Source organism: Agrobacterium fabrum str. C58, from assembly GCF_000092025.1.
Lineage (GTDB): Bacteria > Pseudomonadota > Alphaproteobacteria > Rhizobiales > Rhizobiaceae > Agrobacterium > Agrobacterium fabrum.
Genome location: NC_003062.2, coordinates 611,130 through 634,620, shown reverse-complemented (window position 1 = coordinate 634,620; position 23,491 = coordinate 611,130). Strand labels below are relative to the sequence as shown.

23 protein-coding genes are annotated in these 23,491 nt (G+C 60.0%); 6 read left to right on the top strand and 17 right to left on the bottom strand.

The window, feature by feature from the left end; genetic code table 11:
• Positions 1–2: 2 nt before the first annotated feature.
• The 11 genes from ATU_RS03160 to ATU_RS03110 all read right to left on the bottom strand — a co-directional run bounded on the left by ATU_RS03160 (position 3) and on the right by ATU_RS03110 (position 10,729).
• Complete coding sequence (locus tag ATU_RS03160) at positions 3–497, bottom strand: 2-thiouracil desulfurase family protein (protein ID WP_010971034.1); 495 nt, start codon at positions 495–497, stop codon at positions 3–5.
• 232 nt (positions 498–729) lie between these two features.
• On the bottom strand, positions 730–2,883 hold the full coding sequence (gene glyS, locus ATU_RS03155; protein WP_010971033.1) for a glycine--tRNA ligase subunit beta: 2,154 nt from the start codon (positions 2,881–2,883) through the stop codon (positions 730–732).
• A gap of 100 nt (positions 2,884–2,983) precedes the next feature.
• The gene (locus tag ATU_RS03150; RefSeq protein ID WP_010971032.1) at positions 2,984–4,921 is read right to left on the bottom strand and encodes a DUF2207 domain-containing protein; all 1,938 of its coding nucleotides are present in this window, start codon (positions 4,919–4,921) and stop codon (positions 2,984–2,986) included.
• 22 nt (positions 4,922–4,943) lie between these two features.
• The gene (aroA, locus tag ATU_RS03145; protein ID WP_010971031.1) at positions 4,944–6,221 is read right to left on the bottom strand and encodes a 3-phosphoshikimate 1-carboxyvinyltransferase; all 1,278 of its coding nucleotides are present in this window, start codon (positions 6,219–6,221) and stop codon (positions 4,944–4,946) included.
• Between the two features lie 74 nt (positions 6,222–6,295).
• Positions 6,296–6,847: a LemA family protein gene (locus tag ATU_RS03140; RefSeq protein WP_006313108.1), complete on the bottom strand. Its 552-nt coding sequence runs from the start codon at positions 6,845–6,847 to the stop codon at positions 6,296–6,298.
• A 193-nt stretch (positions 6,848–7,040) separates the two neighbouring features.
• Complete coding sequence (locus tag ATU_RS26655; RefSeq protein WP_236762256.1) at positions 7,041–7,208, bottom strand: hypothetical protein; 168 nt, start codon at positions 7,206–7,208, stop codon at positions 7,041–7,043.
• 247 nt (positions 7,209–7,455) lie between these two features.
• A complete protein-coding gene (locus ATU_RS03130; protein ID WP_006313104.1) occupies positions 7,456–8,418 on the bottom strand; it encodes a glycine--tRNA ligase subunit alpha in 963 nt (320 codons plus the stop codon).
• A gap of 100 nt (positions 8,419–8,518) precedes the next feature.
• Positions 8,519–8,713 carry an NfeD family protein gene (locus ATU_RS03125; RefSeq protein ID WP_006313103.1) on the bottom strand — a complete coding sequence of 65 codons (195 nt, stop codon included), beginning with the start codon at positions 8,711–8,713 and terminating at the stop codon, positions 8,519–8,521.
• A gap of 20 nt (positions 8,714–8,733) precedes the next feature.
• Complete coding sequence (locus ATU_RS03120; RefSeq protein ID WP_035256271.1) at positions 8,734–9,603, bottom strand: S49 family peptidase; 870 nt, start codon at positions 9,601–9,603, stop codon at positions 8,734–8,736.
• 88 nt (positions 9,604–9,691) lie between these two features.
• Positions 9,692–10,492 carry a tRNA1(Val) (adenine(37)-N6)-methyltransferase gene (locus ATU_RS03115; RefSeq protein ID WP_035256269.1) on the bottom strand — a complete coding sequence of 267 codons (801 nt, stop codon included), beginning with the start codon at positions 10,490–10,492 and terminating at the stop codon, positions 9,692–9,694.
• Positions 10,493–10,498: 6 nt separating this feature from the next.
• Positions 10,499–10,729, bottom strand: a complete 231-nt coding sequence (locus tag ATU_RS03110) for a putative signal transducing protein (protein WP_006313100.1) — start codon at positions 10,727–10,729, stop codon at positions 10,499–10,501.
• Between the two features lie 110 nt (positions 10,730–10,839).
• Here ATU_RS03110 and ATU_RS03105 point away from each other — a divergent pair, with 110 nt between their 5' ends.
• The 4 genes from ATU_RS03105 (at position 10,840) to moaB (ending at position 15,364) form a co-directional block, all read left to right on the top strand.
• Entirely contained in the window at positions 10,840–11,856 is a 1,017-nt protein-coding gene (locus ATU_RS03105; RefSeq protein ID WP_010971026.1) for a polyprenyl synthetase family protein, read from the top strand.
• Positions 11,857–12,047: 191 nt separating this feature from the next.
• Positions 12,048–13,892 carry a tetratricopeptide repeat protein gene (locus ATU_RS03100; RefSeq protein ID WP_010971025.1) on the top strand — a complete coding sequence of 615 codons (1,845 nt, stop codon included), beginning with the start codon at positions 12,048–12,050 and terminating at the stop codon, positions 13,890–13,892.
• A gap of 6 nt (positions 13,893–13,898) precedes the next feature.
• Complete coding sequence (locus tag ATU_RS03095) at positions 13,899–14,798, top strand: 4-(cytidine 5'-diphospho)-2-C-methyl-D-erythritol kinase (protein ID WP_010971024.1); 900 nt, start codon at positions 13,899–13,901, stop codon at positions 14,796–14,798.
• Between the two features lie 26 nt (positions 14,799–14,824).
• Positions 14,825–15,364, top strand: a complete 540-nt coding sequence (gene moaB, locus ATU_RS03090) for a molybdenum cofactor biosynthesis protein B (protein ID WP_035256719.1) — start codon at positions 14,825–14,827, stop codon at positions 15,362–15,364.
• A 91-nt stretch (positions 15,365–15,455) separates the two neighbouring features.
• On the opposite strand, the gene ATU_RS03085 is transcribed toward moaB, so the two are convergent.
• Positions 15,456–15,725 (bottom strand): hypothetical protein, encoded by a 270-nt coding sequence (locus tag ATU_RS03085; RefSeq protein ID WP_006313095.1) that lies wholly within the window; start codon positions 15,723–15,725, stop codon positions 15,456–15,458.
• A 198-nt stretch (positions 15,726–15,923) separates the two neighbouring features.
• Between ATU_RS03085 and ATU_RS03080 the strand changes: the two genes are divergently transcribed.
• Positions 15,924–16,601: a winged helix-turn-helix domain-containing protein gene (locus tag ATU_RS03080; RefSeq protein WP_006313094.1), complete on the top strand. Its 678-nt coding sequence runs from the start codon at positions 15,924–15,926 to the stop codon at positions 16,599–16,601.
• The gene (locus tag ATU_RS03075; RefSeq protein WP_010971022.1) at positions 16,588–17,943 is read left to right on the top strand and encodes a sensor histidine kinase; all 1,356 of its coding nucleotides are present in this window, start codon (positions 16,588–16,590) and stop codon (positions 17,941–17,943) included. Before ATU_RS03080 ends, ATU_RS03075 begins: the two co-directional genes overlap by 14 nt.
• 118 nt (positions 17,944–18,061) lie before the next feature.
• Here the strand turns inward: ATU_RS03075 and ATU_RS03070 are convergent, their stop codons facing one another.
• The 5 genes from ATU_RS03070 to ATU_RS03050 all read right to left on the bottom strand — a co-directional run bounded on the left by ATU_RS03070 (position 18,062) and on the right by ATU_RS03050 (position 23,435).
• Positions 18,062–18,937, bottom strand: a complete 876-nt coding sequence (locus ATU_RS03070) for a dienelactone hydrolase family protein (RefSeq protein WP_010971021.1) — start codon at positions 18,935–18,937, stop codon at positions 18,062–18,064.
• Positions 18,938–19,055: 118 nt separating this feature from the next.
• Positions 19,056–20,084 (bottom strand): alcohol dehydrogenase AdhP, encoded by a 1,029-nt coding sequence (adhP, locus tag ATU_RS03065; protein ID WP_006313091.1) that lies wholly within the window; start codon positions 20,082–20,084, stop codon positions 19,056–19,058.
• Positions 20,085–20,233: 149 nt separating this feature from the next.
• Positions 20,234–20,635, bottom strand: a complete 402-nt coding sequence (locus tag ATU_RS03060; RefSeq protein WP_006313090.1) for an MAPEG family protein — start codon at positions 20,633–20,635, stop codon at positions 20,234–20,236.
• 113 nt (positions 20,636–20,748) lie between these two features.
• Positions 20,749–22,254: an IMP dehydrogenase gene (gene guaB, locus ATU_RS03055; RefSeq protein WP_035256267.1), complete on the bottom strand. Its 1,506-nt coding sequence runs from the start codon at positions 22,252–22,254 to the stop codon at positions 20,749–20,751.
• Between the two features lie 179 nt (positions 22,255–22,433).
• On the bottom strand, positions 22,434–23,435 hold the full coding sequence (locus tag ATU_RS03050; protein WP_035256265.1) for an MBL fold metallo-hydrolase: 1,002 nt from the start codon (positions 23,433–23,435) through the stop codon (positions 22,434–22,436).
• Positions 23,436–23,491: the final 56 nt, after the last annotated feature.

The following is a 23,491-nucleotide window of genomic DNA, read 5'->3' as shown; positions in this document are numbered from 1 at the left end:
TTTCAACTGGTTAGCGCATCGAGCCGATCGATATCGGCCGGGGAAAAGACCGCAATACCGGCTTTTTCGAGCAGCGCCGCCGTCACGCCATTGCCTGCGTGTTTGATGCCGGAGAACGAGCCATCGTAAATCGCAACCGATCCGCAGGACGGACTGCCGTCGATCAGCAGCGCGTGGGTGCAGCCATTGGCCTCAGCAAGGGCCAGCGCCTTTTCCGCACCGGCAATAAATTCCGCCGTGACATCGCCGCCGCTCACTTCCAGCACCCGGGCGCGGCCTTCCAGCACATCGAGACCGGAGGCCCCCTTCTCGATTTCCGCCGGCGGGCGCGGCACGGGCATGCCGCCCGCCATTTCCGGACAGATAGTCACCAGCCTGCCCTCCTTCCGCCAGCGTTCGATTGCCGGGTGGGGTAGAGGTTTGCCTTTGCCGTCATAGCGGACGGGCTGGCCGAGGAGGCAGGCGCTGATGAGGATTTTGGGAGGTGTGTGGGTCATTCTAAAACGAGGCCGGCAAGCGTGGAAGCCGAAATACCCCCCTCTGCCCTGCCGGGCATCTCCCCCACAAGGGGGGAGATCGGCAAGCGGGACACTCCCCGCCAAATCCTTAACGTTGAAGATGATCGAACGGTAGCAACGATCCGATCTCCCCCCTTGTGGGGGAGATGTCCGGCAGGACAGAGGGGGGTGAAACCCAGCATTCTGCAATGCCCGTTTACCCCCAAACCCCTCACCCCGTGATCTTCGAGAAATCCGCAACCGTGCCGGTCGCCTCGCGAATGGCCTTCAACAGCGCCAGACGATTGGCGCGGATGGCCGCATCTTCGTCATTCACGAGCACATCCTCGAAGAACTTGTCGACGGGCGCGCGCAGCGTCGAAAGCGCCTGCATGGCGGAGCGGAAATCCTCACCCTCGACGGCCTTTGCGGCATCGGCAGAGGCGGTCTTGATCGCGGCGTAAAGCGCCTTTTCGGCGTCGAGCTTCAAGAGCTCTTCCGAGACGCCATCGGCCACCACGGTGCCCTTCTTTTCCTCGGCGGCCAGAAGCTGCGTGGCGCGCTTGGCGCCTGCCAGAAGGTTCCTGCCATCTTCACCGGTAATAAAGGCGGTGAGCGCCTCGACCCGGCGGGCGATCATCAGCAGATCATCGGATTCCGGTGTGAGGACGGCGTCGATCAGGTCATAACGGGCGCCGAGATCGCGCAGGTAGACCTTCAGGCGGTCGTGGAAGAAGGAGAGAAGGTCTGAATCCCGCGCAACGCTCAGCAGCGGCAGGCGGACGTTCTTCTCGAGCAGAATACGCACCACACCCAGCGCCGCGCGCCGCAGAGCGAAGGGGTCCTTCGAACCGGTCGGCTTCTCATCGATGGCCCAAAAACCGACGAGCGTATCGAGCTTGTCGGCGAGAGCAACAGTGATCGCCACCTTGTCGGCTGGCAGGCGGTCGGAGGGACCCTGCGGCTTATAGTGGTCTTCAATGGCGGCGGCGACGCTTTCGTTTTCGCCCTGCAGCACCGCATATTTGCGGCCCATCAGGCCCTGAAGCTCGGGGAATTCTCCGACTGCCTCCGTGCGCAGGTCGGCTTTCGCCAGCACCACCGCACGGTCTACCAGCGCTCCATCGGCCCCGACGACAGGGGCTAGTGCCTTTGCCAGTTCGCGGATGCGGGCCACACGTTCACCCTGCGTGCCGAGCTTGGCATGGAAGGTAACGTTCAGCGCATCCAGCTTTGCCATGCGCTGGTCGAGCGGCTTTTTCAGATCGAGGTCGAATTTTGCGGCCGAATCTTTGAGTGTTTCCAGATCGGGCAGATCGCCCTGATCGCGGTTCCAGAAATGGCGGGCATCCGAAAGACGCGCGCGCACGACCTTGCCGTTGCCATGGATGATTTCCTTGCCGCCGTCGCTTGCCTCGATGTTCGAGATCAGGATGAAGCGGTTGGAAAGACCCTCTTCCGCACCCTGATTGCGGGTAACGAAACACTTCTGGTTGGTCTTAATGGTCAGCCGGATGATTTCCGCCGGGATTTGCAGATAATCCTCCTCGAAAGTGCCCATCAGCACCTGCGGCCATTCGACGAGGCCAGAGACTTCTTCCAGCAGGCCTTCGTCTTCCACCAGCTCAAGACCGTTGGCGAAGGCTAGATCCTTGGCATCGTGCAGGATGATATCCTTGCGGCGATCGGCATCGAGAATGACCTTCGCCTTTTCAAGGTTCGAGACATAATCCTCGAAACGGCGCACGGTGATCGGGCCGGGCGCGTGGAAACGGTGACCATAGGTGATGTTGCCCGCGACGATGCCATCGATCACGAAGGGAATGACCTGGGTTTCGTCATGTTCGGGGCCGAACAGGCAGACGATGGATTGCAGCGGACGCACCCAGCGCAGGCTTTCCGAGCCCTTGCCCTCGATGCCGGCATAGCTTGAACCCTTCGGCATGGAAGCCGGGCCGGAGCGCATGGATTTCGGCCAGGGGAAGGAGCGGATGATGCCGGGCATCACCTCGGCGATGATCTCTTCCGCCGGGCGGCCGGGCTTGTTGATGATGGCGATGTAGAAATCGCCCTTCTTCGGATCGGAAACGACCTGCGCTTCCGAGATATCGTTCAGGCCGGCACCGCGCAGAAAGCCCTCGATGGCCTTTTCATTGGCATCGGTGCGCGGGCCCTTCTTTTCCTCGCGCACATCGGCGGAGCGGGCGTTGAGGCCACGAATATCCAGCGTGAGGCGGCGCGGCGTCCAATATTCGCGCGCCCCCTCATAGGTCAGCCCTCTCTCCACCAGAGCGTCGGTGACGAGTTTCTTCAGATCGCCCGCCGCCTTGCGCTGCATGCGGGCGGGGATTTCCTCGGAGCGGAGTTCAAGCAGAAGATCGGGCATGGGATCAGGACTTTATCTGTTGTCGGACGATTGCGGTCGGCTTAGCAAGCAACGCGGCAAAAGTCACCAATGCATTCGGTTAAATTACCGCCGGCGCGCATCACCAGCCGCCGCCGCCACCACCGCCGCCACCCGAGCCGGAAGAACCGCCGCCGCCACCGCCCGAAAAGCTGGAGCCGGAGGAACTGACCGGCTGGGGAATGGTGGAGGCGATGGTACTGGCCATGGAGGTGGAAAAGCCGCCGATCCTGTCGCCAAAGCTGCCGTAATTGCTGCCCGCATACCAGCCGGGCGCGTAACTTGCCACGGCGGCACCAGCGGCGGCCGTCGCAAGCCAGGTTTCGAAGGTGCGGCTCCACGGTTTTTCAACGCCAAGCGCCACGGCATAGGGCAGCAATGTTTCAAAATGCTGCGGCGACATGGCCGGCGCACCCGCCATATTCATCCGGTCCTTTTCCGCCAGCGTCAGATAGGTTCTGAGGCCTTCGATGCCGTCCATCAGCTTGCGGCCGAGCGGCGTCGGCGCGCCCATCAGGAACAGGAACAGCGCATTGGTGAGCACGATGCCGCCGATGGCCGCCAGTGCCAGCGACTTGGTGTCGTGTGTTACATCCAGCAGGATCTGCGTGGCGATGCCGCCAATGACTGAAAAAGCCACAAAACCGGCAAAGGCCAGCATGACGATGCCGCCGATGCGCTTGCTCAACGACGCGCCGCGCGAGAACTGCCGGCCGATGCCGATCGACAAAACGCTGAAGAAGAAACCAAAGAAGCCGAATACCATGACGGCGACAATGGCATTTTCATCGAGGTCGCCAAACACCAGCGTCGCGACGATGATGGCGATGCTGAGGAGGATGCCGAAAACGATGTAACCGGCATTGCTGCGATAATATTTGCCGCGGTGCTCTTTCTCTATCGCTGCACGAAACTGCTTGCCGACCTTTTCGACTTCCGTTCCATGCGCCTTGTCGATGGTGAGCGTCTCGCCCGGACTACCGATGGAGGACAACAGCGTCTTTTGCCCGCTGGGCAACTCGGCCCCCGCCTGCTTTTGCGTGCGGCGGATGACGATGGAGTTCTTCAGATCCTCCAGAACGACATAACCCTTGACTGCCAGATCAAGTGCGGAGGCGGAGAGCGCCGTCCAACCCGCGCCGGAAAAACCGCGGTTATCGACATAATTGACCAGAGCCGGTGAAAGACCCTCCGGCGCATCCCAGCGTGGCACGACCACGCCTTTGGCCGGATCGCGGCCCACCGCGAACCAGGCCCTGAGGTAATAAAGCAGCACGACAAAAAGCCCGCCGCCCGAAAGCAGGATGGCGAGATTATCCCGCAGCCACCAGCCCGCCTCCTGCGAGGTATCAGGGGCAGCGATGGCTCCTTTGGGCAGCTTGACCGCAACCGTCATGCCCTCACCCACCGAAAACGGGCGGGTGGTGGCGAAAAAGACTTCATTGCCTTCGCTAAGGATCCGGGCATCCCTGCCTTTCGCGCCCAGCGGACCGGTAAAGACGGCGGTATCGGTGGCCTTGACGCCCCGCGGCAGCGTGATGGTCGCGGAAATCTCGCCCATCGGAAACTGCCAGCCATTGCCGGTGACGTTCCAGGTCAGCTCGTCATAATCGCTGAAAAAACGGATTTGCCGGGCGGTGGTATAGGTGATCTGGAAGATGTGTTCGCCGGTTGGCAGAAAATGCTCGGCGCTGCCCGTATAGATGCGGATGCCGCCGTCGATATTTTCGGTGCGCCAGTTCTCCGGCGCACCATCGCGCTCCACGGATACGACGTTGAAATCCACCCGGGTGCGGCGGTTATTCGCATCAAGCGCATAAAGCGGGAAATCGCGGAAGATGCCGCGCTTGATGTTCTGGCCTTCGGCACGGGCGGTGATGGTTTCCGTCACCGTCAGCTTGCCATCCGCCGCCACCTCGACGACGGAGTGGTAGGAGCGGATGAATTCCTCGGCAAAGGCCGGGAAGGCGACGCCCAGGAAGACGAACAGCGCGAGAAGTCTTGCGGCGATGGTCTTCACGGGTGATCCCTCCCTAATGGCTTCAGTGCTGCGGCTCGGCAGCGCTTTCCTTTTCGGTATAGTCGACGCCGAGCGAGGCAAGCGCTTTCCAGTAGCCCGGATAGGTCTTGGCCACGCAGGCGGGATTCTGGATGGCGATGCCTCCGATCTTGAGCGCCGCCAGTGCAAAACTCATGGCGATGCGGTGATCGGCAAAGGTATCGATGGAGGCATCGACCGTCTGCCCGGCGAGCGACGGATCGGCATGTACGATCAGGTCGTCACCCTCTTCATGCGCCAGACCCTCGCGGATTTCGTTGAGGCCGAGCGAGACGGCGCGGATGCGGTCGCATTCCTTGACGCGCAGATTGGCGATGCCGACGAAACGCACCGGCGTCTCGTTGAAGGCGGCGATAACCGCGATGGTTGGAATGGCGTCCTGCATCTGCGAACCGTCGATTTCGGCGGGCAGATGCGGAAACTGCGCCATGACCTCATAAGCCTTGGCATCCGGCTGAGTGAATTTGTCAGCGGGCGTGCCGATATCGATAGCACCGCCGGTCAGAAGCTCCGCGCCCCAGAGATAGGTGGCGGCGGAGGCATCCGGCTCGATGTGGAAATCGGTTGCCGTGTAACCGGTCGGATGCACGCGCCAGATGGCGTTGCTGACCCGCTCCACCTTCGCTCCGAAGGCTTCCATGGCGGATGTGGTGAGGTCGATATAGCCCTTCGCGCCGATTTCCTCACCCTTCAGGATGATATCCACGGGCTTGTCACCGCAGGCGGCGGCCATCAACAGTGCCGACACATACTGGCTGGAGAGATTGGCGTCGATGGTGACGCTGCCCTTTGGAAAACCCATACCCTTGCCACGGACGGTGACAGGCGGGCAGCCGGTTGGCGCATCCGCTTCCACGCCGAGAGCCCGCAGCGCCTGCACCAGCGGCAGTATCGGGCGTTTGCGCATATGTTCGTCCCCATCGATGATGACGGCGCCATCGACAAGTGCCCCGGCGGCAGTCAGGAACCGCGTGGCGGTGCCGGCATTGCCGAGGAACAGCGGCTTTTCCGGCTGCTGCAGCACGCCCGTTCCCTCCACCACGAAGGTGGTGGCGTCAGGCTCGGTGACCTTCACGCCCATCTCCCGCAGAGCTTCGGCCATATAAAGCGTATCGTCGCTTTTCAGGGCGCCTGACAAGTGGCTTTTGCCCTTGGCGAGGCCGGCCAAGAGAAGCGCGCGGTTGGTGATGGATTTGGAGCCGGGCGGCTCCACCTTGCCGGAAAGCGGGTGGCCGGGCGGGGTGATGGTCAGTTCGATCATGATCGTCGTCTTGTCAAAGAATGCGGCACGGAGCCGGGCTATCGGAATATCGGCGGGAGATTGGGAGCCGGTGCTTAGAATTTCACGGTCGGCACGGCGCGGTCGGCCGGGTTGTCGATCTCGAAATACGGCGCCTTGGCAAACCCGAACTGGCCGGCAACCAGATTGGACGGGAAGCTCTCCACCTTGACGTTGAGATCGCGGGCGGCACCATTGTAATAACGGCGCGACATCTGGAGTTCGCCTTCGATGGTTTCCAGCGACCGCTGCAATTCCAGAAAGTTCGTGTTGGCTTTCAGATCGGGATAGGCTTCAGCAAGCGCAAAGAGCTTGCCGAGCGCCTGCGACAGCAGGCCTTCCGCCTGGGCACGGCCTTCAACATCACCCGCCGGCACGGCCTGCGCCCGGTTGCGCATGGCGATCACCTCCTCGAAGGTGGTTTTTTCATGCGCGGCATAACCTTTGACGGTCTCGATGAGGTTGGGAATGAGATCGGCGCGGCGTTTCAGCTGCACGTCGATGCCCGACCACGCCTCTTCCTTCATCTGCCGCGCCTTGACGAGGCCGTTATAGATGAAGACGACATAAAGCGCGATTGCCGCGATGATTGCCAGCGTGATGAACATGAATTGCGATTCCCAGCTTCGATGCGCGCACGATAGCGGCTCATCGCCGCAAAGTCATGGGGCTTCGGTCATTCTCTCCCTTTTTGCGAGGAAGAGAAAACCGCACCAGCGCGCCACGTCATTTATTGTAGACGGCGCAATATAATCGCAGACCGGATGTCTTCCTTACAAAAACGGTGTGAGAGGCAAGCGTTTAGCCGCGTTCCGCCCAATAGTCCTTGTTCTCCTGCAGATGGTTCCAGCCGTCTATTCTCCAGTCGAGCATCTTCGTGTTACGCGTGTAGTGCATGCGGACGAGCGCGCTATCGACATCAAGCGATCGCTGGCCGCTGTCCTTGCAATCCATACGAGTAACGATCATCCCGAACGTCCGCAGCTTATCTGCTCGCGGAAATGCATCCTTGCCGCTCATCCATTCGGTTGTTTCGGCAGCCGCCGCGTTACTAAGAAGACATCCGAGCATCAATACGGGCAAAAAGCGTAAGCTTCTAATATTCATAATCAAATCCATGCTGATTTTTCCCTGGAACAATCAACACAAAATAAAAGGCCGTCAAGAACGGCCTTTCAAATTTATTGAAACTTTGGCGTGAAACTGCCCTCGAAAATCAGGCGGCCCTGTTCCAGTTCAGCCCGCCGGCATCCGTCAGCAGGAAGGCTTCGCCGCAGGCTTTCGCCAAGTCACGTACCCGCGCGATATACCTCTCACGCTCCGTGACCGAGATCACGCCCCGAGCATTGAGAAGATTAAAAATGTGGCTGGCCTTGATGCACTGGTCATAGGCCGGAAACACGCATTTGTGCAGGCGCTGATTATCATTGTCACCAGGCGCGCCGGCAGCGAGAAGCGCCAGGCATTCCTTTTCCGCATCGATGAAATGGCGATGCAGCATTGATGTATCGGCAAATTCGAAGTTGTGACGGGAATATTCCTGCTCGGCCTGTAGGAAGACGTCGCCATAGGAAATCTTCTCTTCGCCCTCGCGACCGTTGAAGTTCAAGTCGTAGACATTGTCGACGCCCTGAACATACATGGCCAGACGCTCCAGACCATAGGTCAGCTCGCCCGCGACCGGCGAGCATTCGATGCCGCAGACCTGCTGGAAATAGGTGAATTGCGACACTTCCATGCCGTCGCACCAGCATTCCCAGCCAAGACCCCAGGCGCCGAGTGTCGGGCTTTCCCAGTCGTCCTCAACGAAGCGCACATCATGCAGCAGTGGATCGAGGCCGATCGCCTTCAGCGAGCCGAGATAGAGTTCCTGCAGGTTGGACGGGTTGGGCTTCAGAATGACCTGATACTGGTAATAGTGCTGCAACCGGTTGGGGTTTTCCCCGTAACGACCGTCAGAAGGACGACGCGACGGCTGCACATAGGCGGCCTTCCACGGCTTGGGGCCCAGCGCGCGCAGCGTCGTGGCCGGATGAAACGTGCCCGCACCCACTTCCATATCGTAGGGCTGCAGCACCGCGCAGCCCTTGTCGGCCCAGTAATTGTGCAGCGTCAGGATCAGTGCCTGAAAGGAACGCTTCGGGTTCATATGGTCGGGAATATCGGTCATTTCAGTCATCGCGGCGTTAGGAGGACAAGTAAGCAGTGACTTACTTCGGATGCGGACTGGTGCCACGGCATGGCGTGGGGGTCAAGGTTTTATGCGTAAAGCCGCAGCCTTACGCCTCATCCTCGCGCTTCACCCGGTATTCGCCGGTATCCGGGTCCTTGATCAGCGTGCCGATGGCGCCGGTCTCGCGTTCCTTTTCGCGCTGTTTCGATTTCGCCGACAGCTTTTCCGCATCGCGAACAAAGCGGCGATAGAGGATGATGGACCCCACCAGCAGAAGAAGAATTGTAATGAGCTGCGCCATAAGGCCTTATTCCTGCGACATCATAGACCGAAACGCGACCACAATGCCTTTTCTTCGGCAACCTCCGCAAGACCCGAGACGGCGCCTGCCGCGAGCCTTTCAGCATTGAGGCCGAGCGCCATATTCACGCCAGGCACTTTTTTGCCGAACAGCGAACGCCCGCCGCTGATGAGTTGAAGCTTGACCTTTGTCCCGTAACGGCGGCGCAAAACCTCGCGCATGTCGCCCAGCCCGTCAATCAGGCCGAGGTCGAGGCCACGCATGCCGGTCCAGAACAGGCCGGAAAAGAGTGCGTCGTCGCCCTTCAGCTTCGAGCCCCGGCGCATCTTGACCATATCAATGAAGACATTGTGGATTTCGACCTGCAAGGACTTCAGGTAATCGATATCGCCTTCCTTTTCCGGCTGGAACGGATCGAGGATGACCTTGTTTTCGCCAGCGGTATAGACGCGGCGCTCCACGCCGATCTTCCGCAGCATTTCCGGAAAACCGAAGCCGCCGGATACGACGCCGATCGAACCGACGATGGAGGTGGGGTCGGCGATGATCTCATCGCCAGCAAGCGCAATCATGTAGCCGCCGGAGGCAGCCACGTCTTCCACGAAGATCAGAACCTTCTTGTCCTTTTCCTCGGCAAGCTGGCGGATACGATTATAGATCATCCGCGCCTGCACCGGCGAGCCGCCTGGCGAATTCAGCGAGATGGCAACCGCCGGGGCGTCCTTGACGGCGAAGGCCTTTTCAAGCAGCGGCGCGTAGGAGGCGAGATTGAGGGCGGGGCGGAACTGGTTGCCGCCGGCCATGATCGCGCCCTGCATGCGCACGACGGGTATGACGAGCTCTTTTTTGCGAAAGCGTTTCGGCACCAGATGCTTCAGAAAACCCACCAATCAATCCTCGCGTCAATTATCTTGTTGTCACGGATGTATGTATCGCCCGGCAAAACGCAATGGTTTGCGAATGGCGCTGCAACGATATTTATGACGCCGTCCGGATCGCCCTTACATTGCGCGCATAGGCGGCGCGGCCATTATTGAGGTCATCCACGAAGGGCGTGAAGGCATGGCTGCCGGTCTCGTGCATGATGAGCGGCGCGCGGAAAGTGAGCCGTGCGCGCGATCCCTTGATGGCCGTGACAAGCATGCGCACCGCATCCTCGCCGGGGCGGGGATGGATGAGAGTGATCTCGAGGCCGCCAAACCGACTGCCGCAGGCGGCGATTATCTCCGCCACCGATTGCGGCCGTGAAATCAGGGAAAGCTGTCCGCCTGAAACCATGATCGCGCTCGCGGTCCTGATCCAGTCCTCGAACAGGCCCTCCGTCATGGCGTGCGCCTCGGCCTTCAGGGCATCCGGCGTGCGGCGGTCGCCCGCGTCATTATAGGGCGGGTTCATGATGACGTGATGGAAATGCTCATCGGGCAATCCGGCTTCGACACGGGCTTTCGCCCGCAGCGTCACATCGGCTTCGAGAACCTCGATGCGGGCCGAAAAAGCGGCATTGTCAGGCAATTCGAGACTGCGGCGGGCAAATTCCGCCATTTCCTGGGAGCGCTCATAGAGTGTCACCTCGGCCTTTTCGAGCCGCGCCGCCACCGCCATGCCGGCGGCACCGGCACCAGCGCCGAGATCGGCGATCCGGCAGGCGCGGTCATCCGCCACCAACGACGCCAGAAGCATGGCGTCCATGCCCGCCCGGTGCCCCCTGCCCTTCGGCTGGATGATGTGAAACCGACCCCGGTGAAAGGCGTCGATCGTTTCGGAAATACCGTCGCCCACCGCCGCTCAAGCCTCTTCGTTGCGCAACTCGTCCCCCAGCCCGGCATCGACGAGAATGCGGCGGGCCTCACCGGCGCGATCTTCTTCCACCAGGAACCGTCGCGGCAAAAGGCCGAGCGATCCCTCCAGAATGCTCATCGCCTGATCAGCTATGAGGCAATGGATGCCGGCGTCCTTCATCAGGCTTTCAGCGAAGGAAAGAAGCACGGCATCGTTGGTACGGATCAGTTCACGCATGGATAGACCTAAATTCCCATCTTTTTGAATGGCTAGCGGCAATTCGCCCCTTGCCGCACAAGGCATCAGTTTTTATTGTCGAGTTCAAATTCGAATTGGAGTCCTGTCCCTTGGGCGTCGTCATACCGCTTGAAGAAAGCAAAAACAAACTCGCATCCGTCAAGCCGCTTGTCGACCTGACCCGTCCCGACATGGAACGGGTGAACCAGCTCATCCTTTCCAGGGCCGGTTCCGATGTCCAGATGATACCCGAGGTGGCCAACCATCTTATCTCCTCCGGCGGCAAACGCCTGCGGCCGATGCTGACGCTCGCCTCGGCCTCGATGTTCGGTTATGAGGGAGATAACCACATCAAGCTCGCCACCAGCGTGGAGTTCATGCATACGGCGACGCTTCTGCACGACGATGTGGTGGATGAAAGCGATCTGCGTCGCGGCAAATCCACCGCCCGCACCATCTGGGGCAACCAGGCGAGCGTTCTCGTCGGCGACTTCCTGCTCGGCCAGGCTTTCCGCATGATGGTGGATGTCGGTTCGCTGGATGCGCTGGATGTGCTCTCCACCGCCGCTTCCGTCATCGCCGAGGGCGAGGTGCTGCAGCTTTCGGTCGCCAAGAACATGGAAACGACCGAGGACGATTACCTGCAGGTGATTCGCGCCAAGACGGCCGCCCTCTTTGCCGCCGCGGCCGAAGTCGGCCCCATTGTCGCCAAGACGGACAAGGCGAGCCGCAGCGCGCTGAAATCCTATGGCATGAATCTCGGCCTCGCTTTCCAGCTGGTCGACGACGTGCTGGACTATGGCGGCAAGTCCGCCGATCTCGGCAAGAACACCGGTGACGATTTCCGCGAGGGCAAGATCACGCTGCCGGTCATCCTGTCTTATCGCCGCGGCACGCAGGATGAGCGCGCCTTCTGGCGCAACGCCATCGAAAAGGGCGAAAGCAGCGACGAGAACCTGGAAAAGGCTCTTGGTCTGATCACCAAGTATAACGGCTTGGGCGACACGATCGGTCGCGCCACACATTACGGCACGATTGCCCGTGACGCGCTTGCGCCGTTGCCGCAGAGCCCATGGAAAAATGCACTTCTCGAGGTCATCGACTTCTGCATCGAGCGTCTCAACTGACGCTCAAGCCCTAGGCATAAGGCGGATGGACAGGCCCATCCGCCCGACGTTCCGGGATGGTTTCTCCGCAAGGCGTGATTGTGGCACGGGCCATAATTTCTTGCGGGGTTGCTTCAAAAAAGCCATTCTATCGTGACCAAACAATGGAAACTGATTTTTCCGTGCATTCGCACAAAGGCAAAGGTTCCCTCATGCGGCGTAAACCAGCACTTCGTCTTCTCTGCAGCGCGGCTCTTGCCGCCGCTCTCGCAATCGGCGCGGGTGCAAGCCCCGGCTTTGCGGAGACAAAGGCGAAACCGGAAGATAAAGCCGTTACCTTCGATCCCGGCAAGGTCAACACCTTCTCCGGCGCTTTCCTCGCCGGGCGCAACGCCGATGTCGATCAGGATTATCCGACTGCGATTTCGCTCTACAAGAAGGCGCTGGAATATGATCCGGCCAATTCGGAAATCCGCCAGCGGCTGATGATTGCCGAACTTCTGAGCGGCAACTTCGAGGCCGGCGCGAAAATTGCCGATTCCATGAAGGACGATACGTCGGTGGAGCGCGTCACGACCATCGTGCGCGGTCTCGACGCCATCAAGGACAAGGAATTCACCAAGGCCGAGAAGATCCTGAAATACACCGGTCCGAACGATCTCGACCGCATGGTCAACACGCTTTTGACCGCCTGGGCGCGTGCCGGTTCCGGCAAGCCGAAGGAAGCGCTGGCGCTCGTCAATAATATGAAGGGTCCCGGCTGGATTTCGATCTTCCAGAAATACAATGCCGCGGCCATCGCCCTGGTGTCCGGCAATACCGAAGCCGCGCGCAAGAGCCTGAACGAAGCCGTGACGGACCGTGAAGGCGGGGCCACGGCCTCCGATACCTATATGCGCGCGGTCATGGCGCTTGCGCGGCTGGAAGCTTCCGCCGGTAACAAGCAGAAGGCGCTGGATGCGATCGCCGTCGGTGATACTTTCGCACCGAATTACGCGCCGCTGAAAGCGCTTCGTGAAGCGATAGAAAAGGGTGAAAAGCCGGAGCAGCAGATCACCAATGCCGTGGAAGGTGCGGCCAGCGTTATGTTCTCGATTGCCGGCGCGTTGAACCGCGAAGGCGCCGAAGAGATCGTGACCCTTTATCTGCAAACCTCGCGTGCCCTTGACCCGAAGAGCCCGGACACGCTCATTCTTCTCGGCGGCCTTGCCGAAGCGATGAAACAGCCTGAGCGCGCCATCACCTTCTATCGCGAAGTGCCGAAGGATTCGCCGATGCACCGCATCTCCGAGCTGCAGCTCGGACTGACGCTCGCGCAGACCGGCAAGGTGGAAGAGTCGCGCAAGCATCTTCTGTCGCTGCTCGAATCCGACCCGAAGGACATCCGTTCCTATCTCGCCTATGGCAGCGTGCTTTCCGACGCCAAGGACTACAAGGCGATGGCCGAGAACTACGACAAGGCGGTTGAAGTCATCGGCGCGGTGCCGCAGAAGTCCGACTGGTCCGTCTTCTTCCAGCGCGGCATTGCCTATGAGCGGCTGAAGCAATGGGACAAGGCTGAGCCAAATTTCAAGCGGGCGCTGGAACTGAACCCCGAGCAGCCGCAGGTTCTGAACTATCTGGGTTATTCCTGGGTGGACAAGGGCATCAATCTCGATGAAGGCATGAAGATGATCAGCCGCGCCGTCGAGCTTCGCCCGAATGACGGCTATATCGTCGATTCGCTCGGCTGGGCGCATTATCGCCTCGGCGACTTCGATCAATCCGTGACGGAACTGGAGCGCGCCATCGAGCTCAAGGCTGGCGATCCCACCATCAACGACCATCTGGGCGATGCCTATTGGCGCGTGGGCCGCAAGATCGAGGCGGTTTATCAGTGGAACCGCGCGCTCATCGGCGACAATGACGATGTGGACAAGGCCAAGGTGAAGGAAAAAATCGCCAACGGCCTGCCGCCTGTCGAAAAGGACGCTGAAAACACCGCCAAGAAGGACGTGGCGCCGCAACCGCCGGCCCCTCCGGCACCGGCGACACCTACGCCGGACAAGAAATCCTGACGCGGCATGCGCCTGCATGAGGTTTCCGGGGCCACCGAAACAGTCGAGGCGGCCCCGGCCAAGATCAATCTGGCGCTGCATGTCACCGGTCAGCGGGCGGATGGCTACCATCTGCTTGAAACGCTGGTGACATTCACCGCAGCCGGCGACATGATCCGCATTCGCGACGCCGCCACCGACAGTTTTTCCATTTCCGGCCCCTTCGGCGATCTTCTAAGTGCCGGCGATAGCGGCGATAACCTCGTCACCCGCGCCCGAGACATCTTGCGCGATGCTCTTGCGTCGACAGGCCAGCCCGCCCGCCCGGTCGACATTCACTTGGAAAAGAACCTGCCGGTTGCTTCGGGCATCGGTGGCGGCTCGGCGGATGCCGCTGCAACGCTGCGGGGGCTTCTGCGGCACTGGGATGCCGCGATTGCACCGGAAAAGCTTAAGTCTCTCGCACTGAAACTGGGCGCGGATGTACCGATGTGCCTTGCAAGCCGGCCGCTGATTGCGCGCGGCATCGGTGAGGACATCGAAGCCCTCACCGACCTGCCGGAACTCTCCATGGTTCTGGCCAATCCGCTGAAGGCTGTCTCAACACCGGAGATTTTCCGGCGATTGCAGAACAAGGTCAATCCGCACCTGCCCACACCTTCGACGATTGGCTGGGCGACAACTGGCTGGATGGATTTTCTCGCCCAAAGCCGCAACGATCTGCAGCCGCCGGCTCAGGCGCTGCTGCCTGAAATCGGGGAGATAACCGGGTTGCTGTCTGAGGAAGGGGCCACCCTTGTCCGCATGTCCGGTTCCGGGGCAACCTGTTTCGGGATTTTTCATTCCTTCGATGCCGCCAAAAACGCGGAAACATCACTTAGGAAAAAACGTCCCGGCTGGTATTTTCACGCAACGCGGACCATTTGAGGGCCGGATATTTCGAGGATAAGGCCATAGCAGGCGATAGACCCTTCATTCCCCTTGGCATTGCGGTTCTGACCGTTTCGGACAGCCGCACGCTGGAGAACGACAAGTCCGGCGACACGCTCGTCGCAAGGCTGGAAGAAGCAGGCCACAGGCTCGCCGCCCGCGCCATCGTGCCGGACGACAAGGCGGCGATCGCAGAGACGGTGCGCGAATGGACGCTGTCTGAAGGCGTGGATGTTGTCATCACCACCGGCGGCACCGGCTTTACCGGCCGCGACGTGACACCCGAGGCGCTGGAGCCGCTGTTCGAAAAGCGCATGGACGGGTTTTCCGCGCTTTTCCATCGCATTTCCTATGACAAGATCGGCACCGCCACCATCCAGTCACGCGCGACCGGCGGAGTGGCCAATGCCACCTTCATCTTCGTGCTGCCCGGCTCTCCCGGCGCCTGCAAGGATGCCTGGGATGGTATCCTCAAGGCCCAGCTCGACTATCGCCACCTGCCCTGCAACTTCGTGGAAATCATGCCGCGGCTCGATGAGCATCTGAAGCGCGGCAAAAGCTGAATAGTCGCCTTGCCGCATGGGATGACCCACTCTTCTGCGCACTCATAAGCTCGGCGGTCGCTGACCGCCGAGCTTGACATCGTCACGGCGGTTAACGGCGATTTCTATCGCGAAGCACGGCCGTCGGGTCGACGTACGTCGTCGTGTCGAAACGGCTGTTCGTGCGTTCGACCATGCCGTTTTTCAGGACACGGTAGGTCACCTCCGGGTTGGAGACGGAGACCGCGGTATCGCCCGGCTTGCCGTGGTTTTCGGTGATTTTGGCGACGGGCGGAGCAGAGTCGCTGAGAAGGCCGTTTGCAGAAGCGACCGAGGTTGCGGCGACTAGGGCGAAGGCGGCGATGGCGATATTTTTGATCATTGTCTTGATCCTCGTAACAGGTAACACTGCGACTTGCAGCACGGTGAAAGTAAAACGCCGGTTTTTCAGCCGCCTGTCGCCGACTATACAAATTTGTAAACCCGCCAATGCCTTAACTGCCGCAAGAAAGCCCGATTTGCGGCGTGAGCAGAAGCGGTGTGATCTTTAAGAACTGTATTTAAGACAACGTCATCGCCCATGAAAATACTTCTTGTAGAAGACGATAATACAACCGGGAACTATGTTACAAAGGGACTTGCCTCCGCCGGCCACATAGTTGACTGGGTAAAGGACGGGCGTGAGGCGCTGGCTGCCGGCCTCGACGGAGGATACGACGTCGCCATCGTGGACCGCATGATCCCCGGACTCGACGGCCTTAATCTGGTCAAGAGCCTGCGCGCGGCCTCGATACGCATACCCATCCTTTTTCTGACAGCGATGAGCGGTGTGGATGACCGTGTCGAAGGGCTGGAAGCCGGCGGTGACGACTATCTGGTAAAGCCCTTCGCTTTTTCTGAACTGACGGCGAGAATCAATGCTCTCGTCCGTCGACCGCCCATCACCACGGAGAAGACGCGCCTGCGTGTCGGCGACCTCGAAATGAACCTTGTCACCAGAACAACATCGCGCGGAGGACAGCGGATTGATCTGCTGCCACGCGAGTTCTCGCTTCTGGAACTGCTCATGCGTAACGAAGGTCGAATCCTGACGAAAACGATGTTTCTCGAGAAAATCTGGAACTTCAATTTCGATCCGCAGAGCTCCGTCGTGGAAACGCACATCAGCCGGCTGAGGGCGAAAATCGACAAACCGTTTGATCAGCCACTTCTGCATACCGTCAAAAACACGGGCTATACGCTTCATGCCCGGCGCTAGCTTTCTGAAGAGCACTGCCGTCAGACTGGCGATCATCTACATCGTCCTGTTTGTAACCGCATCGCTTGGCGCGAACATCACGGCCTATCAGATGGTCGTGCGCTTCCTTGATGAACGCCTGAACGCCAATGTCCAGGAGCGTTACCGCGAGATCGCATCGGCCTTCGAAGCACGCGGCCTTCAGGGCGCCGTGGACATGATCGACAATCACGGCCTCGCCATCAGGGGGCAGGAGACCATCTACGCCTTGCGCAACCCCGCCGGACAACTGCTTGCGGGCAGCAATCGATTTTCGAACGTCCCATCCGGCTATTCGATCCTTGAACCTGACGACCATCACGGCAGTGCGTCCCACTACAAGCTTTTCAGCGGTCCTTTGGGGCCGAACACTCTCGTGGTGGGGATCAATTCCGGGGACACGGATGAACTGGCCCGTATCGTTCTCATCAGTTTCGGATGTGCGACCGCGATCGTTCTTTCCGTAGGCATGGCGGGAGCCGCCATATTGGCGTATCGAACGCGCCACCGTATCTCGTCGCTGGCGCAAATCGCCCACGCTATCGGACATGGCGAGCTTTCGCGACGACTTCCGGTGTCATCGCGCATGGATGAAATCGACATATTGTCAGCGGAAATCAATGTGGCACTGGCAAGACTGGACTCCAGCGTCGCGGCATTGAAGCAGGTGACGATCGACGTCGCCCATGACCTCAAGACCCCAATCGGCCGCACATTCCTGGTACTGGAAGACGCGCTCAATGCGCACACGGTTGACGAAATGAGGATCGGAGTCGAAACCGCGCTTGAAGAACTGCAATCCATTGCAAATACGTTCGATGCTCTTCTACGGATCGCCCAGATCGAAGCGCGGAGCAGGACCGCCCGCTTCATCGCCTTCGATCTATGCGACGTCGTCGGCGACATCTACGAAACCTATGAGGTTATTGCGGAAGAGGAGGGCTATGAGCTGTCGATGCGCGGTGCCGCGAGCGGCTGCCGGATCAATGGTGATCCTGATCTCATTCGCCAATTGCTGGCGAACCTGTTGTCCAACGCCATGCGGCACACCCCCGCCGGGTCAAGCATTTCGCTCGGCGTATCGCGCCAGGATGGACGGATCTTGCTAGATATCGCCGATAACGGACCAGGCATATCAGATGAAGACCGGGCGCAGGTGTTCGACCGGTTCTATCGCGTTGAGAAAAGTAGAACCACGGCGGGATCCGGGCTCGGCCTGAGCCTTGTCAAAGCCATAGCGGAATTACACGGTGCCATCGTAACGCTTGCGGACAACAATCCCGGTTTGCGCGTGGTCGTTCAGTTTCAGGAATTGCGCGTCTGAGGCAGGCTTTGGTTTGCTTCACCCCGAAAGCTGGCGCAAACCGTAATGCCATGTTTGGCCCATGGTGAACCTTTCCATTTCCGGAAAAGCTGTCCCATGGAAGGCTGAACCTGAAGATTTACGCCAGATATTTTTTGAAGAAATCCGTCGTCCGGCCCCAGGCGAGATCAGCAGCGGCCTTGTCGTAGCGCGCCGATGACGTATCGTTATTGAAAGCATGGTTGACGCCGTCATAAACGAAGATTTCGAAGGTTTTGCCGTTTGCCTCCAGCGCCTTCTTATAGGCGTCGATCCCGGCATTGATGCGCTCGTCGAGACCGGCATAGTGCAAAAGCAATGGCGCCTTGATATCACGAACGTCGGCCACGGGCGGTTGCTGGCCGTAATAGGCGACACCGGCATTGAGGCCGGCCGATTTGGTGGCGAAACGATTGACCAGCCCGCCGCCCCAGCAGAAACCGACCGCACCGACCTTGCCATTCGCGCCCTGCCTTGCCGCGAGCCACACCCGGCCCGCTTCGGCATTGGCAACGGTTGCCTCCATGTCGAGCCCGCTGAACATTTCTCGTGCCTTATCCTCATCAGAGGGCGTTCCGCCCTGCGGCGAAAGGAAATCGACCGCCAGCGCCCGGAAACCGGCAAGCGCCACGCGCCTTGCCACATCGCGGATATGGTCGTTCAGACCTCGGTTTTCATGGATGACGATGACGGAACCGATCGGGCCAGACACCGATTTCGGTGTGACGAGATAGCCTTTCATCTCACCGCCTGGTGCTGGATAGGTCACGTCCTCCGCAACAATGCCCGCATCGTCAGGCGCGACGATGGCCGCGCGGGCGCTGTTGGCCGAAAGCAGCGGTGCGATTGCCGCCGCGGCCGCACCGGAGCCGGCAAGCAGGCTGAGCTTTTCCATGAACTTGCGGCGGTCGAGGCTGAGATGGGTATATTCATCGTAAGCGTCGATCATGGCCTGCGTAATCTTGGGCTTGTCCATCGCTCTTTCCTCCTTGAACCCGGATGCGAAAGGAGGATAACGCAGATCGCCCTTCGCGGAACAAGGCGGGCGGAAGCGGCGCCACACATTTGCGTGAGCGCCGCAACCGGGTTTGACGTCAGGCGGCGAGATCCACGACGATACGGCCGTCGATCTTGCCCTCTTCCATGCGATGGAAGATATCATTGATGTTTTCGAGCTTGTCCCACGAGAAGTGGGCGGCCACCTTGCCTTCACCGGCGAAGGTCAACGCCTCCTCCAGATCCTGCCGCGTGCCGACGATGGAGCCACGCACCGTGATGCGCTTCAGCACCGTGTCGAACACCGGAATGGAGATGAAGCCCGGCGGCAGACCGACAAGCGCCATCGTGCCCTTGGAGCGCAGGAAGCCATAAGCCTGCTCCATGGCCTTCGGTGAAACCGCCGTCACCAGCGCGCCATGGACGCCGCCGGTTGCCTTTTGCACTTGCTCCACCGCGTCAGGCGCGCGGCCGTTGACGACGACGTCGGCTCCGAGCTTTTTGGCAAGCGCCAGCTTGTCGTCGAAAATATCGGCGGCAACCACATGCATGCCCATGGCTTTCGCATATTGCACGGCCATGTGGCCAAGCCCGCCAATGCCTGAAATGACCACCCATTCACCGGGCCTGACTTCGGTTTCCTTCAGGCCCTTATAGACTGTAACGCCGGCGCAGAGCACGGGTGCGGCTGGGCCGAAATCGAGATTGTCAGGCAGGCGGCCGACGAATTTCGGATCGGCAAGGCCATATTCGGCAAAGCTGCCGTTGACGGAATAACCTGAGTTCTTCTGGCTCGGGCACAGGGTTTCCCAGCCGGTACGGCAGGGAATGCAGCATCCGCAGGCGGTGTAGAGCCAGGGCGTGCCGGCGCGGTCGCCCTCCTTGATGCCGGTGACGCCAGCGCCGATCTTGGCGACGTAACCTGCACCTTCATGTCCGGGAATGAAGGGCGGGTTGGGCTTGACCGGCCAATCCCCCGTTGCGGCGTGCAGGTCGGTGTGGCAAACGCCCGTCGCCTTGTAGTTGATGAGAATTTCACCGGGGCCGGGATCCGGTATTGCCACTTCCTCGATGGTCAGCGGTTTTCCAAATGCGCGGACAACCGCCGCCTTCATTGTTTTAGTCATGACATACTCCCTAATCTCTGCTCGCCTGAAATCCTCGACGGCAGGCAGAGATTAACGGGGATGGAGCGTCATGGAATTGACCCATCGCAAATCGAAGCATTTTGCGATGCTGGATTGTCTCACTTATGAAGCAACCTGACGGTGCCGCTTTACTCGAGCGCCAACCATATGGCGAGCCAACCCCACAGGCAGACCAGCAGCGCAAAGCCGATGCCGAACAGCGGCGCACGATAGCGCAGCCGGTTGCTGGTCACATGCACATAGGAATGCGCATAACGGGAGATCACAAAAAGCCAGGCCAGAACGACGGTCACCACATTGTCCGCGTCGGTGATGTAAAGCAGCAGGCAGATGGCGTGAAAGAGAACTGGAAGCTCGAACTGATTGGCGATGTTCCTGTTGACGAGGTAGCTGGCCTGCCCCTCCTCGCCTCTTTCGCGGTACTGGGTCACCGCCTCTCTGCTGGTGAGCGTGTGGTTTTTGCGCCGGTGTAAAAGCAGCGCATAAAGAATGAACACGAGAAAGGCATGGGCGATCATCGGCCAGAACATTGCGGTCGTCGGTGACATGCTTTCCCCCCATCATGAAAACGCTCCCCGATCCGGCTTGAGATCGGGGAGCGCCAAATATCTAGCCTATCTTTTTACGGATTCGGCTCGAAAGATCAAACCGCGCCCGGATAGTTCGGGCTTTCACGCGTGATTGTCACGTCATGGGCGTGGCTTTCCCGCAGGCCGGCGCTGGAAATGCGCACGAAGGTGGCGCGCTCCTGGAATTCCTTGATGTTGCTGCCACCGACATAACCCATGGCAGCCTTGAGGCCGCCGGCCAGCTGGTGCAGGACGCCGGAGACTGGGCCCTTATAGGGCACCTGACCTTCGATACCCTCAGGCACGAGCTTCAGCGTATCGCGCACTTCCGCCTGGAAATAACGGTCAGCGGAACCGCGCGCCATGGCGCCAACGGAACCCATGCCGCGATAGGCCTTGAAGGAACGGCCCTGATACAGGAACACTTCGCCCGGGCTTTCATCCGTACCGGCGAGCAGCGAGCCGATCATGACGGCGGAAGCGCCGGCGGCGATCGCCTTGGCCAGATCGCCCGAGAACTTGATGCCGCCATCGGCGATGACAGGAATATCGGCGAGGCTGGCCGCTTCGACTGCGGCCATGACTGCGGCAAGCTGCGGAACGCCAACGCCGGCGACGATACGGGTGGTGCAGATGGAGCCGGGGCCGATACCGACCTTGACGGCGTCCGCACCGGCATCGATCAGCGCCTTGGTGCCGTCGGCAGTGGCGACATTGCCGGCGATGATGCGAACCGAGTTCGACATCTTCTTGACCTGCGCCACGGCATCGAGAACCCGCTGCGAATGGCCATGCGCGGTATCAACGACCAGAAGGTCAACGCCGGCATCGATGAGGCGTTCGGCGCGCTCGATGGCATCAGCACCCACGCTGATGGCGGCGGCGGCGCGAAGGCGGCCCTGCGCATCCTTGGTGGCATTGGGGTTTAGCTGCGACTTCTCAATATCCTTAACGGTGATGAGACCGACGCAATTGCCCTTTCCGTCCACAACCAGCAGCTTTTCAATGCGGTGCTTGTGCAGCAGGCGGCGCGCTTCCTGCTGATCGACGCTGCTTTCCTTGACCGTGACCAGATTTTCGCGGGTCATCAGTTCGTAGATCTTCTGCTGCGGATCGGAGGCGAAGCGCACGTCGCGGTTAGTGAGAATGCCGACGAGGCGGCCATTCTTGTGGCCGCCGGCACCGCCGTTTTCGACCACCGGAATGCCGGAAATGCCGTGCGCCTTCATCAATGCCTGCGCTTCGGCAAGCGTCGCGTCGGGGCCGATGGTGACCGGATTGACGACCATGCCGCTTTCGAACTTCTTCACCTGCCGCACTTCTTCGGCCTGCTCGATGGGGGTAAGGTTACGGTGAATGACACCGATGCCGCCGGCCTGGGCCATGGCGATGGCGAGGCGGCCTTCGGTGACCGTATCCATGGCGGAAGAGAGGATCGGCAGGTTCAGATCGATATCGCGGGCAATGCGGGTGGCGATATTTGTCTGTCCCGGCATGACTTCGGAATGTCCGGGTTGCAGCAACACATCGTCAAATGTGAGAGCGTCCAAACCAGTGGGTGTTTGAATGATGCGTGCCATGACCAAATTCCTTCATAATGAAAATGCGTGGCCGTTCCGGAACAAAAAGTTCACCCCGGCGCCCTGCAAGGATTGCTTGGAAGTTGGCGAGGGCTGGTAACACGTTCATGACAGGAAGGGAATAGAAAAAACCCGGAATGACCTTCCGGGCTTTCGCTGTTGCTGCATTGCAGCAGAGATCAGATGTCGAACTGGTAGGACTTCGGCACGAAACGGTAACCCGTATCCAGCTTCTCCGCGTAACCGACAGAAGGGAAAGGCATGTGATAGCCGAGGAATGGCAACCGGTCGGTGGCGATCATGTCATAGACCTTCTTGCGGGTCGCAGCGGCCGCCGCCTTGTCCATGTCGAATTTCACCTCCCAGTCCGGCTTCTGCAGCGACAGGACGAAATGGTTGGCGGTATCTGCCGTCAGGATCAGCTGTTTGCCTTCCGATTCGACACGGAAGATCATATGTCCGGGCGAGTGGCCAAAGGCTGCGATGCCGGTGATGCCGGAGACGACATTGGCGCCGTCACCAATGAAGGTCGCCTTTTCCGCCAGCGGTTTGACATTGGCGAGAACGCCCTTCTGCCCACCTTCGGCAGGGGTGCCTGCGCGCTTCTCATCCGTCCAGAAATCATATTCCGCTTGGCCGAACACGTAACGCGCTTTCGAAAAAGCCGGTGCACCCTTTTCCATGAGGCCGCCAATATGGTCGCCGTGCATATGGGTCAGCACCACCACGGTCACGTCCTCGGGCGTATAACCGGCCGCAGCCATGCCTTCGGTCAGGCGGCCATTACCGGCACCGCGGCCAGCCTCGCCGAAACCGGTATCAAACAGCACGAGATCGGAGCCGGTATTGATGAGAACCGGCGAGAAGGAATTGACGAACTGATCCTTCGGCAGAAAATTGTCTTCCAGCAATTTGCCCACGGTCTCCGCCGACTGGTCCGTGCCGAAGGTTTCACCCGGATTGGGCGCGGCGCGCGCGCCGTCCTTGACGACCAGCACCTCGAAATTGCCGAGCTTGAAGCGATTGGTTTCCGGCGGCATGGCGTGTTTTATCTCCATGGAGGTCTGCGGCTGGTTGGTCTGGGCGTTCGCGCCGCGCGCCATCAACAGCGGCGCGCCGAGGACACTGGCGCCAGCCGCACCGATGAGGCCGCGTCTGCTCATGCTCAAGGATTGGGTCATTATCTTTCTCCCGATATCGCCAACTGGCCATGATCGCCAACTGAACTCACCCAACG

What these genes read in the sequence shown, in the direction of transcription:
- ATU_RS03100 (WP_010971025.1), top strand. Translation starts at nt 12,048, where the DNA reads ATGCGGCGTAAACCAGCACTTCGTCTTCTCTGCAGCGCGGCTCTTGCC.
- ATU_RS03080 (WP_006313094.1), top strand. Translation starts at nt 15,924, where the DNA reads ATGAAAATACTTCTTGTAGAAGACGATAATACAACCGGGAACTATGTT.
- ATU_RS03130 (WP_006313104.1), bottom strand. Translation starts at nt 8,418, where the DNA reads ATGACTGAAATGACCGATATTCCCGACCATATGAACCCGAAGCGTTCC.
- ATU_RS03085 (WP_006313095.1), bottom strand. Translation starts at nt 15,725, where the DNA reads ATGATCAAAAATATCGCCATCGCCGCCTTCGCCCTAGTCGCCGCAACC.
- ATU_RS03140 (WP_006313108.1), bottom strand. Translation starts at nt 6,847, where the DNA reads ATGTTCATCACGCTGGCAATCATCGCGGCAATCGCGCTTTATGTCGTC.
- guaB (WP_035256267.1), bottom strand. Translation starts at nt 22,254, where the DNA reads ATGGCACGCATCATTCAAACACCCACTGGTTTGGACGCTCTCACATTT.
- ATU_RS03095 (WP_010971024.1), top strand. Translation starts at nt 13,899, where the DNA reads ATGCGCCTGCATGAGGTTTCCGGGGCCACCGAAACAGTCGAGGCGGCC.
- ATU_RS03110 (WP_006313100.1), bottom strand. Translation starts at nt 10,729, where the DNA reads ATGCGTGAACTGATCCGTACCAACGATGCCGTGCTTCTTTCCTTCGCT.
- ATU_RS26655 (WP_236762256.1), bottom strand. Translation starts at nt 7,208, where the DNA reads ATGATCGTTACTCGTATGGATTGCAAGGACAGCGGCCAGCGATCGCTT.
- ATU_RS03075 (WP_010971022.1), top strand. Translation starts at nt 16,588, where the DNA reads ATGCCCGGCGCTAGCTTTCTGAAGAGCACTGCCGTCAGACTGGCGATC.
- aroA (WP_010971031.1), bottom strand. Translation starts at nt 6,221, where the DNA reads ATGATCGAACTGACCATCACCCCGCCCGGCCACCCGCTTTCCGGCAAG.
- glyS (WP_010971033.1), bottom strand. Translation starts at nt 2,883, where the DNA reads ATGCCCGATCTTCTGCTTGAACTCCGCTCCGAGGAAATCCCCGCCCGC.
- ATU_RS03070 (WP_010971021.1), bottom strand. Translation starts at nt 18,937, where the DNA reads ATGGACAAGCCCAAGATTACGCAGGCCATGATCGACGCTTACGATGAA.
- ATU_RS03060 (WP_006313090.1), bottom strand. Translation starts at nt 20,635, where the DNA reads ATGTTCTGGCCGATGATCGCCCATGCCTTTCTCGTGTTCATTCTTTAT.
- ATU_RS03160 (WP_010971034.1), bottom strand. Translation starts at nt 497, where the DNA reads ATGACCCACACACCTCCCAAAATCCTCATCAGCGCCTGCCTCCTCGGC.
- ATU_RS03125 (WP_006313103.1), bottom strand. Translation starts at nt 8,713, where the DNA reads ATGGCGCAGCTCATTACAATTCTTCTTCTGCTGGTGGGGTCCATCATC.
- ATU_RS03050 (WP_035256265.1), bottom strand. Translation starts at nt 23,435, where the DNA reads ATGACCCAATCCTTGAGCATGAGCAGACGCGGCCTCATCGGTGCGGCT.
- adhP (WP_006313091.1), bottom strand. Translation starts at nt 20,084, where the DNA reads ATGACTAAAACAATGAAGGCGGCGGTTGTCCGCGCATTTGGAAAACCG.